The organism is Vreelandella sp. H-I2 (assembly GCF_052959335.1).
On sequence record NZ_JBRAMC010000006.1, the window covers coordinates 89377 to 105100 of the forward strand.

The 15724-nt window shown below is 55.2% G+C and carries 11 protein-coding genes and 4 tRNA genes; all 15 read left to right on the plus strand.

The window, feature by feature from the left end; genetic code table 11:
* The first annotated feature begins 214 nt into the window (after positions 1-214).
* The 15 genes from ACUVOF_RS15515 to rpsL all read left to right on the plus strand — a co-directional run bounded on the left by ACUVOF_RS15515 (position 215) and on the right by rpsL (position 15625).
* Positions 215-1210 (plus strand): biotin--[acetyl-CoA-carboxylase] ligase, encoded by a 996-nt coding sequence (locus ACUVOF_RS15515; RefSeq protein ID WP_447045227.1) that lies wholly within the window; start codon positions 215-217, stop codon positions 1208-1210.
* Positions 1207-2046 carry a type III pantothenate kinase gene (locus tag ACUVOF_RS15520; RefSeq protein WP_447045228.1) on the plus strand — a complete coding sequence of 280 codons (840 nt, stop codon included), beginning with the start codon at positions 1207-1209 and terminating at the stop codon, positions 2044-2046. The genes ACUVOF_RS15515 and ACUVOF_RS15520 overlap by 4 nt, the downstream gene beginning before the upstream one ends.
* Positions 2047-2165: 119 nt before the next feature.
* Positions 2166-2249, plus strand: a tRNA-Tyr gene (locus ACUVOF_RS15525).
* A gap of 139 nt (positions 2250-2388) precedes the next feature.
* Positions 2389-2462, plus strand: a tRNA-Gly gene (locus tag ACUVOF_RS15530).
* Positions 2463-2475: 13 nt separating this feature from the next.
* Positions 2476-2550: transfer RNA gene (locus ACUVOF_RS15535), tRNA-Thr, on the plus strand.
* 227 nt (positions 2551-2777) lie between these two features.
* A tRNA-Trp gene (locus tag ACUVOF_RS15540) sits at positions 2778-2853 on the plus strand.
* 74 nt (positions 2854-2927) lie between these two features.
* Positions 2928-3311 (plus strand): preprotein translocase subunit SecE, encoded by a 384-nt coding sequence (secE, locus tag ACUVOF_RS15545; RefSeq protein WP_447045229.1) that lies wholly within the window; start codon positions 2928-2930, stop codon positions 3309-3311.
* A gap of 8 nt (positions 3312-3319) precedes the next feature.
* Positions 3320-3853, plus strand: coding sequence for a transcription termination/antitermination protein NusG (gene nusG, locus ACUVOF_RS15550; protein ID WP_113269843.1), 534 nt, complete (start codon positions 3320-3322; stop codon positions 3851-3853).
* Between the two features lie 132 nt (positions 3854-3985).
* The gene (gene rplK, locus ACUVOF_RS15555; RefSeq protein ID WP_007112017.1) at positions 3986-4417 is read left to right on the plus strand and encodes a 50S ribosomal protein L11; all 432 of its coding nucleotides are present in this window, start codon (positions 3986-3988) and stop codon (positions 4415-4417) included.
* Between the two features lie 2 nt (positions 4418-4419).
* Entirely contained in the window at positions 4420-5112 is a 693-nt protein-coding gene (gene rplA, locus ACUVOF_RS15560) for a 50S ribosomal protein L1 (RefSeq protein WP_447045230.1), read from the plus strand.
* A gap of 310 nt (positions 5113-5422) precedes the next feature.
* Positions 5423-5929, plus strand: coding sequence for a 50S ribosomal protein L10 (gene rplJ, locus ACUVOF_RS15565; RefSeq protein WP_113269841.1), 507 nt, complete (start codon positions 5423-5425; stop codon positions 5927-5929).
* A gap of 112 nt (positions 5930-6041) precedes the next feature.
* Positions 6042-6410 carry a 50S ribosomal protein L7/L12 gene (gene rplL / locus ACUVOF_RS15570; protein WP_447045231.1) on the plus strand — a complete coding sequence of 123 codons (369 nt, stop codon included), beginning with the start codon at positions 6042-6044 and terminating at the stop codon, positions 6408-6410.
* 329 nt (positions 6411-6739) lie between these two features.
* The gene (rpoB, locus tag ACUVOF_RS15575; RefSeq protein WP_447045232.1) at positions 6740-10816 is read left to right on the plus strand and encodes a DNA-directed RNA polymerase subunit beta; all 4077 of its coding nucleotides are present in this window, start codon (positions 6740-6742) and stop codon (positions 10814-10816) included.
* Between the two features lie 10 nt (positions 10817-10826).
* The gene (gene rpoC / locus ACUVOF_RS15580) at positions 10827-15041 is read left to right on the plus strand and encodes a DNA-directed RNA polymerase subunit beta' (RefSeq protein ID WP_447045233.1); all 4215 of its coding nucleotides are present in this window, start codon (positions 10827-10829) and stop codon (positions 15039-15041) included.
* Between the two features lie 209 nt (positions 15042-15250).
* Positions 15251-15625 (plus strand): 30S ribosomal protein S12, encoded by a 375-nt coding sequence (gene rpsL / locus ACUVOF_RS15585; protein WP_008959173.1) that lies wholly within the window; start codon positions 15251-15253, stop codon positions 15623-15625.
* Positions 15626-15724: the final 99 nt, after the last annotated feature.

Sequence of the window (15724 nt, forward strand, 5' to 3'; positions counted from 1 at the left end):
ACACCCGTTCGTCCACGGGTCGGAAAATGCGGGTCGCAAGGGCTGGCAATTTGCCGACCATCTTGGCTCAGGGCTTGCGTCCAAGGGGTATTCTACCATGACGAAGGCTTCGCTGATATTACTGGCGTGTTTATCGACCTTGGTCGCCCTCAGGAAAGTTTTCGCCCTGATCCTCCATCCGCTAGAATAGCGCTTTTCCCATTGGGGCAGGAGCATGACCATCGGCAATCTGATGCGTTTGTTAAGCGATGGCGAGGTTCACTCAGGCGAGCAGTTGGGTGAAACGCTGGGTATTTCTCGTGCTGCGGTGTGGAAGCAGTTAAAAAAGCTTGAGGCACTTGGGGTTGAACTGGTGGCCGTCAAAGGGCGTGGCTACCGGTTGGCTCAGCCGCTAGAACCATTGGAAGGCGCCAAGATCGTCGAACGCCTGCCTGCCCAGGCGCGTCATCACTTGGCGCGACTATTTGTCGAAGACCAGTTACCCTCCAGTAACGAGTACTTGCGTCAACGCTTTGAACAGGGTGCAGGGCATGGTGAGGTGTGCCTGGTTGAACTGCAAACGGCGGGGCGTGGGCGGCGCGGTCGTGTCTGGTCGACACCCTGGGGGCAGAGTTTAATGCTCTCGTTAGGCTGGCGCTTTGAGTCAGGTATCGCCGTGCTGGAGGGGTTGAGTCTGGCCGTGGGGGTCGTCGTCGCTCAGGTGCTCGAGCAGCACGGCGTGGCGCCCAAGCTGAAATGGCCCAACGACATCTTACTCTCCGAGCAAGGTGATGCAGCGAGCGACGAGCTCGGCAAGCTGGCCGGCATTCTTATAGAGGTCACCGGGGACGCGGCAGGCCCCTGTGAGGTGGTCATCGGGATGGGAATGAATTTATGGCTGCCCGCCGCTCAGCGGGCAGCGATCGACCAGCCTGTTGCGGCGCTTTTCGAGCGGCTGCCGGATATTTCGCGGAATCAATTGGCATCAGAGGTGGTGGCGGGCCTATTGGCCATGCTGGCTGACTTTGAGCGAGTCGGCTTTAGCGCCTGGCAGGATGCGTGGAATCAGCGTCATGCTTATGCTGGGCTACCCATCCGGGTGATTCAGGGGCAACAGACCGGCGACGCTGTCGCCGGGGAAGTGGATGAGAGTGGCAACTTATGGGTTGCTGAAAATGGTCACTCGCGACGCCTAGCCGGCGGTGAGATTAGTGTACGCAGGCGTTTATGATTCTGGATCTGGATATCGGCAACACGCTGTCAAAATGGCGGCTTAAGGATTCCGAGAGTAGCGAGATACGCTCACGTGGGGCGGTCTGGACCCGTGAGGAGTGGCGGCCTGGGGCCGATATTCCCGATCTTGACGTGGTCGAAGCGGTGCGCATTTCAAGTGTAGCCAGGGCCGCCGTGCTGGAAGAAACTGTCGCTTTACTGCGTAGCCGGGTGCGCCATGTGTACGTGGCGCACTCTACCCATGAGGCGCTGGGTGTTATTAATGGCTATGAGGAGCCTGGGCGCTTAGGTGTTGATCGCTGGATGGGGGCGCTGGCAGGCTATCAGTTAGCGGGTGGCTGCTGCGCAGTGGATTGTGGAAGTGCGATTACTATCGACTTTGTACTGCCTGGTGGCACTCATCTCGGCGGCTTTATTATCCCTGGCCTCCGCCTTATGAAGGAGAGCTTAAAGCTTGGTACCCGCAACGTGGCTATCGACCCGGACAGTGAAGCGGATGCCTTGCTGGAACCGGGGCGGCGGACCGTTGACGCAGTGAACCACGGTATTTACATGGCGGCTGTGAGTGCTATTAACCGCATTTACAGCGAAGTGTGCGACCAGGAGGGTGTGGCATTGCCAATGCTGCTGACAGGCGGCGATGCGCGCGTGGTATCGCGGGGCGTACAGGTGCCTCATGCGGTGTGGCCGGATATGGTATATGGCGGATTAGAGGCGTGTTTTCCAATGACCTTCGCCGAGCGGGCAGGTAAAATGTCGGGCGCGCCGCGGGTGCCTGAGCCTGTGGCGCTAGAAAAGATTCGCGCCGGACTTGCATTCTCAATGTTGCTTTGACAAAATGCAGCGCGCTCCAAGGCAGGCAGCCGGTGCTTAAACACCGCAAGCGACGATAAATTAAGTAAATATCTAGCTTGACACCGCTTTGGAGGCTGGCATAATGTGCCGCCACAGCTGGAGAGGTTCCCGAGTGGCCAAAGGGAGCAGACTGTAAATCTGCCGCGAAAGCTTCGAAGGTTCGAATCCTTCCCTCTCCACCAGAATTAAGCAACGTCGATGCGATCGACGTCGCTGGATGAAAAGCCGGTAACGGGCATGGTCTACGATTTATAACTTCTTTAGTTTAGAGGTAAGGCTATAAATCAGCGCGTAGCGGATTGTCATTCCAAGACAGGTTCTGCGGGCGTAGTTCAATGGTAGAACCTCAGCCTTCCAAGCTGATGGTGCGGGTTCGATTCCCGCCGCCCGCTCCAGTTGATGCGTTTAGCTCATGTAGCTCAGGGGTAGAGCACACCCTTGGTAAGGGTGAGGTCGACGGTTCAATTCCGTCCATGAGCTCCATATTTTGCAAGAAGAGAGTTGCAGATTAAGCGAGCGCAGCTCGCTTTTTTTGTCTTTGTGCGCAAGTGACGTTTTGCAAGGCTTGGGCGTAAAGAGGGGTTGTCAGGAGTGGATTTCTCCGCTACCATGGCGCCCGCTGTTGTATAGGCGATTGAAAAGGCGCTTATCGATAGGTGTAGATAGTCTATGTGACTGATGGTCTAGGCAGAAAATCAGTACGATGATACAGGCCAGTAGCTCAATTGGCAGAGCAGCGGTCTCCAAAACCGCAGGTTGGGGGTTCGATTCCCTCCTGGCCTGCCAACCTTCCCCAGGTTGGTATGTCTTTTTTCCAAAATTCTTTTACCGTTCGCCGCACCCTGAGGAGTCTCGTTTTTATGAAGCCTGGTTCTGTAAAGCATGGCGCCGAGGTGCAACAGAAACGCCATGACGGGCTCAAGTGGGCGGCGGTCGTAGCGCTGCTTGTCGTTGCTGTCATTGGTAATACCTATTTCGCCGATATTGGCCTGCTCTACCGCGTTCTAGGCGTGGTGTTGTTGTGTGTGATTGCGGGTTTGATTGCGCTGACCACTACAAAAGGTCGTGATTTAGTGGAGCTTGCCAGAAGCGCCAAGAAAGAGATTCAACGCGTTGTATGGCCGACCCGTGCCGAAACCATTCAAACCACGGCTATTGTGCTAGTGGCGGTTCTGGTGGTGGGGCTTATGCTGTGGTTGATCGACACTCTTCTTGGCTGGGCGATGTCCGGCGTCATTGGTTAGGAGTTTTCATGTCCAAACGTTGGTACGTCGTTCACGCTTATTCTGGGTTTGAAAAGCACGTTATGCGCTCATTGATTGAGCGCGTAAAGATGTATGGTATGGAAGATCGTTTTGGCGAGATTCTAGTGCCGACAGAAGAAGTTGTCGAAATGCGTGACGGCAAGCGCCGCAAGAGTGAGCGTAAGTTCTATCCCGGCTATGTGTTGGTCGAGATGGAGATGGCCGACGAAACATGGCATCTCGTCAATGAGACGCCCCGTGTGATGGGCTTTATTGGCGGCACCAAAGAAAAGCCAGCGCCGATTACCTCTCGTGAGGCGGACGCTATCTTGATGCGTGTTAAAGACGGCACCGATAAGCCGCGGCCTAAGACAATGTTCGAGCCGGGTCAGTCAGTGCGTGTCGTCGATGGGCCGTTTGCCGATTTCAACGGCGTTGTCGAAGAAGTTAATTATGAGAAGAGTCGCCTGCACGTCAGCGTGCTGATATTTGGGCGCTCAACGCCTGTTGAACTTGAGTTCTCACAGGTAGAGAAAGAGTAACCAGTGAATAGTTAGTAGTAAGTGGTGAATAGTAAGTAAGCGGTAGTGTTAATTCGTGTGAAATGGCTGGTTTAGCTGTTTCACTGGTACCGGGGAGCCTTCGGGCGCTATTACCCAACTGGAGTGTTAAAGATGGCCAAGAAAGTACAGGCTTATATCAAGCTGCAGGTTGCTGCAGGTAAAGCCAATCCAAGTCCGCCGGTAGGCCCAGCACTGGGTCAGCACGGCGTGAACATCATGGAATTCTGTAAGGCGTTCAATGCTGCGACTCAAGAAATTGAGCCGGGCTTGCCGACGCCTGTCGTGATCACAGTCTATTCTGACCGTAGCTTCACGTTTGTTACCAAGACGCCGCCTGCTGCCGTGCTGCTGAAAAAAGCCGCGGGTATCAAGTCCGGCTCTGGTGAGCCGAACAAGAAGAAGGTGGGTACCGTGACGCGTGAACAGCTTGAAGAGATCGCCAAGACCAAAGAGCCAGATTTAACGGCTGCGAATCTCGATGCCGCTGTGCGCACCATTGCGGGCAGCGCTCGCAGCATGGGCCTAAACGTGGAGGGTCTCTGATCATGGCTAAATTGTCTAAGCGTGCGAAGCTGATTCGCGAAAAGGTAGACACCCGCAAGGCCTACTCAATTGAAGAAGCGGTAGCGCTGCTCTCCGAGCTGTCTACGGTTAAGTTCAAAGAGTCTGTTGATGTCGCTATCAACCTTGGCGTTGACCCGCGTAAATCTGACCAGGTTGTGCGTGGCGCTACCGTCATGCCTAACGGTACTGGTAAAGACGTACGCGTTGCAGTCTTCACCCAGGGTGCCAATGCCGATGCCGCTAAAGAAGCGGGTGCGGACATCGTCGGTATGGACGACTTGGCTGAGCAAGTGAAAAAAGGCGTGATGGATTTTGACGTCGTTATCGCTTCGCCAGATGCCATGCGCGTTGTGGGTCAGCTGGGCCAGATTCTAGGTCCGCGTGGCCTGATGCCTAACCCGAAAGTAGGCACCGTGACGCCCGATGTGGCGACAGCGGTTAAAAATGCCAAAGCGGGTCAGGTACGTTTCCGTACCGACAAAAACGGCATTATTCACACTACCCTGGGTAAAGTGGATTTTGACGTCGCAGCGATTAACGGCAACCTGGAAGCGCTGGTTGCTGACTTGAAGCGTCTCAAGCCGAGCTCTTCTAAAGGCATTTACTTCAAAAAAATGACCTTGTCCACTACCATGGGCCCGGGTTTAACAATCGATCATTCTGCTTTCGCGTAAAGCAGGCTATCGTTGGTTTTTTTGTAGGAACCGAGCAAGAACTTTGCGGTCCCCCGTTTGGTTATTAACACTGGCCGGGGCATCGTCAAAGACCGCAGGTGCCGCTTAGCGTTTTAAAAGCGGCTTAATTGCCCTGAAAGCGCCTGCGCAGATGGTGTGGCCGCCAGTTGGTTAAGCTTAAAGGCTTTCTGGTGAGCACCATCCCCAAGGCTTCCCGTTTAGCGCTGCTGTTATTGACAAGCAGTACAAGACGGGAAGAGATGGTAACCACCGGAACCTTCTTGGGTTCCGGCACGAAGGAGTGATCACTGTGCCACTAGCACTTGAAGGCAAGAAAGCGATTGTTGCCGAGGTCAGTGAAGCGGCCAAGGGCGCACTCTCCGTCGTAGTTGCTGATTCTCGCGGCGTTACGGTTGGCAAAATGACCGATCTGCGTAAGCAGGCGCGCGAGAATGGTGTAGAGCTGCGTGTAGTTCGTAACACGCTGGCTCGCCGCGCTCTCGAGGGCACTCAGTGGGAGTGTCTGAACGATAGCTTCGTTGGTCCGACGTTGTTGGCTTTCTCTACTGATCATCCGGGCGCTGCCGCTCGTCTGTTCAAAGAGTTTGCAAAAGCGGACAAGAACTTCGAAGTGAAAGCGTTGGCCTACGAAGGTGAGCTGATTCCGGCTGCTGACATCGACCGTCTGGCAACCCTACCGACACACGACGAGGCAATTGCCAAGTTGATGTCGGTAATGAAAGAAGCCTCCGCTGGCAAGCTGGTTCGTACTCTGGCCGCCCTGCGCGACCAGAAGCAAGAAGCCGAAGCTGCTTAAACAGCGCTTCTTGCAGGTGGCGTGAAGGGTTTGCCCCGTCCGCTGCCTGAGCCGAGCAATGAATCCTGAGTCCTCGGCCGACCGAGGCTCCCGCAAAGTTAGGAATGAAACAATGGCACTGTCTAAAGACGATATCATCAATGCTGTAGCCGACATGACCGTAATGGAAGTTGTCGAGCTGATCGAAGCAATGGAAGAGAAATTCGGCGTTTCTGCAGCGGCTGCAGTTGCAGCTGGTCCGGCTGCTGGCGGCGAAGTGGCTGAAGAGCAGACTGAGTTCGACGTAGTTCTGACCGCTGCTGGCGACAAAAAAGTTAACGTGATCAAGGCAGTTCGCGAGATCACCGGCCTTGGCTTGAAAGAAGCTAAAGGTGCTGTTGACGGCGCTCCGGCGACCATCAAAGAAGGTCTGTCTAAAGACGACGCTGAAGCAGCTAAAGCTAAGTTGGAAGAAGCGGGCGCAACCGTCGAACTCAAGTAATTCTTGTGCGGACGGCTTTACGCGCTGCGTAAGCTTCCACGGCTGGCGGCGGGATATCCCGCTGCCGGCCTTTTTCTGTTGTAGCTGATGTTGAACAGCAGCAGTTCTGCTCAGTATGAGAGCAGCCACGACAGGAACGTAAAAGCGTTATTGAAGATAGCGTATTAAAGATAGTGTTATCGACTACAGTGTTATCGACGACTGAGTTATCGAACTAGATTTTCGACGGCGAGCTACCGATTTAGGAGCTTGCTGTCTGTGTCTGACGAAGCTCGAAGGGCAGATGACCACGCATCGGTCACCCATGGTGAACAAGCTGGGGAATACAGATGGCTTACTCATATACTGAGAAAAAACGCATCCGCAAGGATTTCGGCAAACTGCCCCAAGTGATGGATGTGCCTTACTTGCTGGCGATCCAGCTTGATTCCTATTACGACTTCCTCCAGCAAGATCGTTCGCCCGACGAGCGTCACGAAGTCGGTTTACACGCGGCTTTTAAGTCCGTGTTTCCGATTGAGAGCTTCTCCGGCAATGCAGCGCTTGAGTATGTCAGCTACCGCTTCGGCACGCCGGCGTTCGATGTTAAGGAGTGCCAGCTACGCGGCGTGACTTACTCCGCCCCGCTGCGCGTCAAGGTTCGCTTGATCATCTATGATCGCGATTCCTCAAACAAAGCAATCAAAGATATTAAAGAGCAGGAAGTCTACATGGGGGAAATCCCCCTGATGACCGAGAACGGTACCTTTGTCATCAATGGTACTGAGCGGGTTATCGTTTCCCAGCTCCACCGCTCACCCGGTGTGTTCTTTGATCACGATAAAGGTAAGAGCCACTCTTCAGGCAAGCTGCTCTACTCAGCTCGCGTGATTCCTTACCGTGGCTCATGGTTAGACTTCGAATTCGATCCCAAAGACAATGTCTTTGTACGTATTGACCGTCGCCGCAAACTGCCGGCCTCGGTACTGATGCGTGCGCTAGGAATGAGCACCGAAGAGATCCTGGCCGAGTTCTTTGAAACCAGCGTCTTCCACATTGAGAAATCCGGTTTCTCTGTGGAGCTGGTACCGTCGCGCCTGCGCGGCGAAACGGCGACTTTCGACATTAAAGATGGCGAAGGTAATGTGATCGTTGAAGAGGGTCGCCGAATTACCCAGAAGCACATTCGTCAGCTTGAAAAAGCCGGCCTTGAGCGTCTGGATGTGCCGATGGAGTACTTGTTCGGCAAAACCCTGGCCAAAGATCAAGTCGACGCTAAAACAGGCGAGTTGATCTGTCCATGTAACACCGAGATCACTCCAGAAGTGCTGGAGCGCATGGCTCAGGGCGGTATTACCCTGGTCGAAACGCTCTACACCAATGATCTTGACTGCGGTTCATTTATTTCCGACACCCTGAAGCTGGATGCGACGAATTCAGCACTTGAGGCGCTGGTCGAAATTTACCGCATGATGCGTCCTGGTGAGCCGCCTACTAAAGAATCCGCCGAGACGCTGTTTAACAATCTGTTCTTCTCTGAAGACCGTTACGATCTGTCGGGCGTTGGTCGCATGAAGTTCAACCGTCGCCTGCGTCGCGAGTCAGACACGGGCTCCGGCGTACTGGATCGCAAGGACATCCTGGATGTGCTGCGCGAGCTGATCAATATTCGTAACGGCTTTGGTGACGTTGATGATATCGATCACCTGGGTAACCGCCGTATTCGCTGCGTCGGCGAAATGGCCGAGAACCAGTTCCGCGTTGGCTTGGTGCGTGTTGAGCGCGCGGTGAAAGAGCGTCTTTCCATGGCGGAAAGCGAAGGCCTGATGCCGCAAGACTTGATCAACGCCAAGCCGGTGGCGGCCGCGGTGAAAGAGTTCTTCGGTTCCAGTCAGCTTTCTCAATTCATGGACCAGAACAACCCGCTTTCGGAAGTGACTCACAAGCGTCGTGTGTCTGCACTCGGCCCCGGTGGTTTGACCCGTGAGCGTGCTGGCTTCGAAGTACGTGACGTTCACGCCACGCACTACGGGCGTCTCTGCCCGATCGAAACGCCGGAAGGCCCAAACATCGGTCTGATCAACTCGCTGGCGACTTACAGCCACACTAACAGCTACGGCTTCCTAGAAACGCCGTACCGTAAAGTGGTTGACCGTCAGTTGACCGACGACATCGTTCACCTCTCAGCGATCGAAGAGGGTGATTTCGTTATCGCTCAGGCATCGGCAGCGGTGGATGAGTCCAATAAGCTAAGCGATGACCTGGTTCAGGTACGTCACCGCGGTGAAACGACCTTTATGCGTCCTGAGCAAGTGACGCTGATGGACGTATCACCTCGTCAGGTTGTCTCGGTTGCCGCGGCATTGATTCCGTTCCTGGAGCACGATGACGCCAACCGCGCCTTGATGGGTTCTAACATGCAGCGTCAGGCGGTACCGACCCTGCGCGCAGATAAGCCGCTGGTAGGTACCGGCATGGAGCGCTTTGTTGCCCGTGACTCCGGTGTCTGTGCGGTGGCCAATCGCGGCGGCGTGATTGATTCCGTCGATGCGCGTCGTGTCGTGGTACGGGTCAATGAAGATGAAATTATCGGCGGTGAAGCCGGGGTTGATATCTACAACCTGACCAAGTACACCCGCTCGAACCAGAACACCTGTATGAACCAGCGCCCCATCGTGCGGCCTGGCGATAACGTGGCACGTGGCGATATCCTCGCCGACGGCCCATCTGTCGACATGGGTGATCTGGCTTTGGGCCAGAACATGCGCATCGCGTTCATGCCCTGGAACGGCTACAACTTCGAAGACTCGATCCTGCTTTCAGAGCGAGTCGTTCAAGAAGACCGTTTCACCACGATTCACATTCAGGAACTGACCTGTGTGTCTCGCGACACCAAGTTGGGCTCGGAAGAGATTACCTCCGATATTCCCAATGTGGGTGAGTCGGCGCTATCCAAACTGGATGAGGCTGGCGTTGTTTACATCGGTGCTGAAGTTGGCCCCGGCGACATTCTGGTCGGTAAGGTAACGCCGAAGGGTGAAACCCAGCTGACGCCAGAAGAGAAGCTGCTCCGTGCCATCTTCGGTGAGAAAGCGTCGGACGTTAAAGATACTTCTCTGCGTGCCCCCACCGGCATGAAGGGAACGGTCATCGACGTTCAGGTGTTTACCCGCGACGGCGTCGATAAAGATTCCCGTGCACTTTCCATTGAGCGTACTCAGCTCGATGAAGTACGTAAGGATCTGCAAGAGACCTATCGTATCGCTGAAGACGCCACGTTTGAGCGTCTCAAGCGCACCCTTGACGGCCAAGCCGTTAACGGTGGCCCGAACCTTAAGAAAGGCGACGTGCTAGACGAAGCATACCTTGACGAGCTGCCGCGTCAGCAGTGGTTCAAACTGCGCATGCAGGATGAATCCTACAACGAGCTGTTGGCCCAGGCCGACGAGCAGCTGGAAAACCGCCGTAAAGAGATGGACGAGCGCTTTGAAGATAAGAAGCGCAAGCTGACCCAGGGCGACGATCTCGCGCCGGGCGTGCTGAAAATCGTCAAGGTTTACATGGCGGTCAAGCGTCGCATCCAGCCAGGCGACAAAATGGCCGGTCGTCACGGTAACAAGGGTGTTATCTCAGCGATCATGCCGATCGAAGACATGCCGTTCGACGAGAAGGGCGAGCCGGTCGACGTGGTGCTGAACCCGCTGGGTGTACCGTCACGTATGAACGTCGGTCAGATTTTGGAAACCCACCTGGGCATGGCCGCCCGTGGTTTAGGGGTCAAGATCGAAGCCATGCTGCGCGATGCACGCGGACAGCAGGTTGCTGAGATTCGTGACTTCCTGGGGCAGATCTACAACACGCAAGGTACGCGCGTTGAAGACCTCGATTCCCTGACTGACGATGAGGTCATTGCCCTGGCGAAGAACCTCAAAGGGGGTGTGCCGATGGCTACGCCGGTGTTTGACGGTGCCAAAGAGCACGAAATCAAACATCTGCTGAAGCTGGCGGACATTCCTGAATCGGGCCAGATGGCCCTGTTCGATGGCCGTACCGGTGACGCTTTTGACCGTCCGGTTACCGTCGGCTACATGTACATGCTGAAGCTTAACCACTTGGTAGACGACAAGATGCACGCGCGTTCTACCGGTTCTTACTCGCTGGTTACCCAGCAGCCCTTGGGTGGTAAGGCGCAATTCGGTGGTCAGCGCTTCGGTGAGATGGAAGTGTGGGCGTTGGAAGCATACGGCGCCGCGTACACGCTACAAGAGATGCTCACCGTCAAATCGGACGACGTCGAAGGCCGCACCAAGATGTATAAAAACATCGTGGATGGCGACCACACCATGCAGGCAGGCATGCCGGAATCCTTCAACGTACTCGTGAAGGAAATCCGCTCGCTGGGCATCGATATCGAGTTAGAGAGCTAGGAGCCGTCACATGAAAGATTTGGTGAAAGTACTCAAATCGCAGTCTCAGTCCGAAGAGTTTGACGCGATCAAGATTACCCTGGCGTCGCCGGACATGATTCGCTCCTGGTCGTTTGGCGAGGTGAAGAAGCCTGAGACCATCAACTACCGTACCTTTAAACCGGAGCGGGACGGCCTGTTCTGCGCCAAGATTTTTGGCCCGGTGAAAGACTACGAGTGTTTGTGCGGCAAGTATAAGCGCATGAAGCACCGCGGTATTATCTGCGAAAAGTGTGGCGTAGAAGTGACCAAAGCCGCCGTGCGTCGTGAGCGCATGGGGCACATTGAGCTGGCCTCACCGGTCGCTCACATCTGGTTTCTGAAGTCACTGCCGTCGCGGATTGGCATGTTCCTCGATATGACCCTGCGTGATATCGAGCGCGTGCTCTATTTCGAAAGCTTTGTCGTCATCGACCCAGGCATGACCACGCTGGAGCGTGGCCAACTGCTCAACGATGAGCAGTACTTCGAAGCGCTGGAAGAATTCGGCGACGACTTCGATGCCCGTATGGGTGCCGAAGCGGTTCAGGAACTGCTCAAAGACATCGATCTGGAAGAAGAGATTAATCATCTGCGTGAAGAGATTCCGCAGACGAACTCTGAAACCAAGATCAAGAAGCTTTCCAAGCGTCTGAAACTGCTTGAAGCGTTCTATCACTCCGGTAACGCGCCGGCGTGGATGGTCATGGAAGTGCTGCCCGTGTTGCCGCCGGACCTGCGTCCGCTGGTACCGCTGGACGGCGGCCGTTTCGCGACCTCCGATCTTAACGACCTATACCGTCGTGTGATCAACCGTAATAACCGCCTGAAGCGTCTGCTGGACCTTAATGCGCCGGACATCATCGTGCGCAACGAGAAGCGCATGCTGCAGGAGGCGGTTGATGCACTGCTGGATAATGGTCGTCGTGGCCGCGCGATCACGGGCTCTAACAAGCGTCCGCTGAAATCGCTCGCCGACATGATCAAGGGTAAGCAGGGCCGCTTCCGTCAAAACCTGTTGGGTAAGCGTGTCGACTACTCAGGCCGTTCGGTGATCACCGTAGGTCCGACGCTACGCCTGCACCAGTGTGGTTTGCCGAAGAAAATGGCGCTTGAACTGTTCAAGCCGTTCATCTACTCCAAGCTGCAGTCGCTGGGCTACGCCTCAACGATCAAAGCCGCCAAGAAGATGGTCGAGCGCGAGCTACCGGAAGTGTGGGACATCCTCGCCGATGTTATCCGCGAACACCCGGTACTGCTTAACCGTGCACCGACGCTTCACCGTCTGGGTATCCAGGCGTTTGAACCGCTGCTGATCGAAGGTAAAGCGATCCAGCTGCACCCGTTGGTGTGTGCCGCTTACAACGCCGACTTCGACGGTGACCAGATGGCGGTCCACGTACCGCTGACCCTGGAAGCTCAGCTTGAAGCGCGTGCGCTGATGATGGCCACCAACAACGTGCTGTCGCCCGCTAATGGCGAGCCGATCATCGTACCGTCGCAGGACGTTGTTCTGGGTCTTTATTACATGACCCGCGAAAAGATCAACGCCAAGGGCGAAGGCATGGTGTTCTCTGACCTCAACGAGGTAGAGCGCGCGTTTGGTACTCAGTCAGTATCGCTACACGCTCGTGTCAAAGTGCGTCTGGATGAAGTGGATGTCGATGAAGAGAGCGGAGAGCGTTCTGAGCATCGCCGCATTTATGACACCACCGTTGGTCGTGCCTTGCTGTTCCGCATATTGCCGGAAGGCGTGCCGTTTGAGTTGATCGATCAGCCGATGAAGAAAAAGGCGATCTCCAGCCTGATCAACGAAGTTTATCGTCGTGCCGGCCTCAAGCCGACCGTCATCTTCGCTGACCAGCTGATGTACACCGGTTTCCGCTTGGCGACTTGGTCAGGTGCCTCTATCGGTGTTAACGACTTCGTTATCCCCGAAGCCAAAACCGAGATCGTCGATGCGGCGGAAGCCGAAGTTAAAGAGATTGAAGACCAGTTCTCTTCTGGCCTGGTAACAGCGGGTGAGAAGTACAACAAGGTTATCGATATCTGGTCAAAGGCCAACGACAAAGTCGCCAAGGCGATGATGGTCGGTATCTCAAAAGAGACGGTTGTTGATCGTGATGGCAACGAGGTTGAACAAGATTCGTTCAACAGCGTTTTCATTATGGCCGACTCCGGTGCCCGTGGTAGTGCTGCACAGATTCGTCAGCTTGCCGGTATGCGTGGCCTGATGGCCAAGCCGGATGGCTCGATCATCGAAACACCGATCGTCGCCAACTTCCGTGAAGGTCTGAACGTACTGCAGTACTTCATCTCGACCCACGGTGCACGTAAAGGTCTGGCGGATACGGCCCTGAAAACAGCCAACTCCGGTTACCTGACGCGTCGCTTGGTCGACGTAGCGCAAGACTTGGTGATCACCGAAGTCGACTGTGGGACCGAAAACGGTTTGACGCTGCACCCGATTATCGAAGGCGGCGACATCATCGTACCGCTGTCGCAGCGCGTGCTGGGCCGTGTAGTCGCTCAGGATGTGGTTCATCCTGGCAGCGGTGAAGTACTAATTGCTAAAGGTACCTTGCTCGACGAGAAATGGTGCGCAGCGCTCGACACCATGGGTGTCGACGAGATCATCGTACGCTCTACGATCACCTGTGAAACGCCGCACGGCGTGTGTGCCTCCTGTTACGGCCGTGACTTGGCCCGTGGCCATCAGGTCAACATCGGTGAAGCCGTCGGCGTTATCGCTGCCCAGTCCATCGGTGAGCCGGGCACCCAGCTGACCATGCGTACCTTCCACATCGGTGGCGCAGCATCGCGTTCATCGGCCGTGGACAGTGTTCAAGTGAAGCACGGTGGTAAGGTTCGTCTGCACAACATCAAGCACGTTGAGCGCGCCGACGGCAAACTGGTAGTGGTCTCGCGTTCTAGCGCCTTGGCTGTTGCCGATGATCATGGTCGTGAGCGTGAGTACTACAAACTGCCCTACGGTGCCGAACTCTCGGTACGTGATGGCGATGTGGTTGATGCCGGTACGACAGTTGCCAAATGGGATCCGCACACTCATCCGATCGTGGCTGAAGTAGAAGGTAAGGCCCAGTTCATCGATCTTGACGAAGGTGTCACCATGCACCGCAGCGTCGATGAAATGACCGGCTTGTCTTCTATCGAGGTGATTGAGTCGGCAGCACGGCCAATGGCGGGTCGCGACAAGCGTCCGATGGTCATGCTGCAAGACGCAGCAGGCGAATACGTATCTGTGTCCGGTTCTAACACGCCGGTACAGTACCTGTTGCCGGGCAACTCGATTATTTCTGTCGATGATGGTGCCACTATTGGGGTGGGCGAAGTGGTTGCCCGTATCCCCGTTGAGGCATCGGCGAACAAAGATATCACCGGTGGTTTGCCACGTGTTGCGGACTTGTTCGAAGCGCGTAAACCGAAAGAGTCCTCGATCCTGGCCGAAATCAGCGGTGTGATCAGCTTTGGTAAAGAGACCAAAGGTAAGCGTCGCCTGACCATTACGCCGGAGTCTGGCGATCCGTTTGAGGCGCTGATTCCGAAATGGCGCCAAATCGCGGTCTTCGAAGGTGAAACTGTCGAGAAGGGCGAAGTGATTTCCGATGGCCCGAGCAACCCGCACGACATCCTGCGCTTGCTGGGTGTTGAGGAACTCGCCAAGTACATCACTGCCGAAGTACAGGACGTTTATCGTCTGCAAGGCGTAGGCATTAACGACAAGCATATCGAAGTGATTGTGCGTCAGATGCTGCGCAAGGTGGAGATTACCGATTCGGGCGACTCTGATTTCATCACGGGCGACCAGGCAGAACTGGTTCGCGTGTTGGAACAGAACGAGCGACTTGAAAAAGAGAAGAAATTCCCAGCCAAGTATCAACGTATGTTGCTGGGTATCACGAAGGCCAGCTTGGCCACCGAGTCGTTCATCTCTGCGGCCTCCTTCCAGGAGACAACCCGCGTACTGACCGAAGCGGCGGTGACAGGCAAGCGCGATTATCTGCGCGGCCTGAAAGAAAACGTGGTAGTGGGGCGTTTGATCCCGGCAGGTACGGGCTTGACTCACCACGCAGAGCGTCGTCGCAAGCGCGAAGACGTTGAGCAACTGTTCAATCCTTCAGCAACTGAGGTAGAGCAGGAGCTAGGCGCCCAGTTGACCGCTCTCGATTCTGACGACGAGCTGTAAACAGGTGCATAAGTAAGTAAGAAAGTGAACGTAAAACGAATAGCTGATCCGAAAAGCGCTTCCTTGCCGGTAAAACCGCCGGCAAGGCTTGACGTGACCTAGGGTCAGCCTTTAGAATGCGCAGCCTTTAACAGTGGGGTGGGTGCGCCCGCATCCGCTGCTTGTATTTGTTAAAAGGCTAAGGCAACCATTGGAGTCAGCTAAACACCATGGCAACGATTAATCAGCTAGTGCGCAAGCCGCGCAAGCGCCCCGTCACTAAAAGTGACGTGCCAGCGCTGCAGGCCTGTCCGCAAAAACGTGGCGTTTGTACGCGCGTTTACACCACCACCCCGAAGAAGCCTAACTCGGCCCTGCGTAAGGTTTGCCGTGTGCGCCTGACCAACGGCTTTGAAGTGTCTTCTTACATCGGTGGTGAAGGTCACAACCTTCAAGAACACTCTGTCGTTTTGATTCGTGGCGGTCGTGTAAAGGATTTGCCAGGTGTGCGTTATCACACCGTACGTGGCGCCCTTGACACCTCTGGCGTTCAAAATCGTCGTCAGGGTCGTTCTAAATACGGTACTAAGCGTCCTAAGTCTTAATAAGCTTTGGGTGGCTTGACAGCAACGCCGATCAATTGGCTGCTGAGTAGCGATTATCACGAATTTGACGGTCTGATAAGAGTAAGGTCGAGCGGCGCT

Coding starts and splice junctions, on each gene's coding strand:
- rpoC (WP_447045233.1), top strand. CDS start 10,827: ATGAAAGATTTGGTGAAAGTACTCAAATCGCAGTCTCAGTCCGAAGAG.
- ACUVOF_RS15520 (WP_447045228.1), top strand. CDS start 1,207: ATGATTCTGGATCTGGATATCGGCAACACGCTGTCAAAATGGCGGCTT.
- rplL (WP_447045231.1), top strand. CDS start 6,042: ATGGCACTGTCTAAAGACGATATCATCAATGCTGTAGCCGACATGACC.
- rpoB (WP_447045232.1), top strand. CDS start 6,740: ATGGCTTACTCATATACTGAGAAAAAACGCATCCGCAAGGATTTCGGC.
- rpsL (WP_008959173.1), top strand. CDS start 15,251: ATGGCAACGATTAATCAGCTAGTGCGCAAGCCGCGCAAGCGCCCCGTC.
- ACUVOF_RS15515 (WP_447045227.1), top strand. CDS start 215: ATGACCATCGGCAATCTGATGCGTTTGTTAAGCGATGGCGAGGTTCAC.
- rplA (WP_447045230.1), top strand. CDS start 4,420: ATGGCTAAATTGTCTAAGCGTGCGAAGCTGATTCGCGAAAAGGTAGAC.
- secE (WP_447045229.1), top strand. CDS start 2,928: ATGAAGCCTGGTTCTGTAAAGCATGGCGCCGAGGTGCAACAGAAACGC.
- nusG (WP_113269843.1), top strand. CDS start 3,320: ATGTCCAAACGTTGGTACGTCGTTCACGCTTATTCTGGGTTTGAAAAG.
- rplK (WP_007112017.1), top strand. CDS start 3,986: ATGGCCAAGAAAGTACAGGCTTATATCAAGCTGCAGGTTGCTGCAGGT.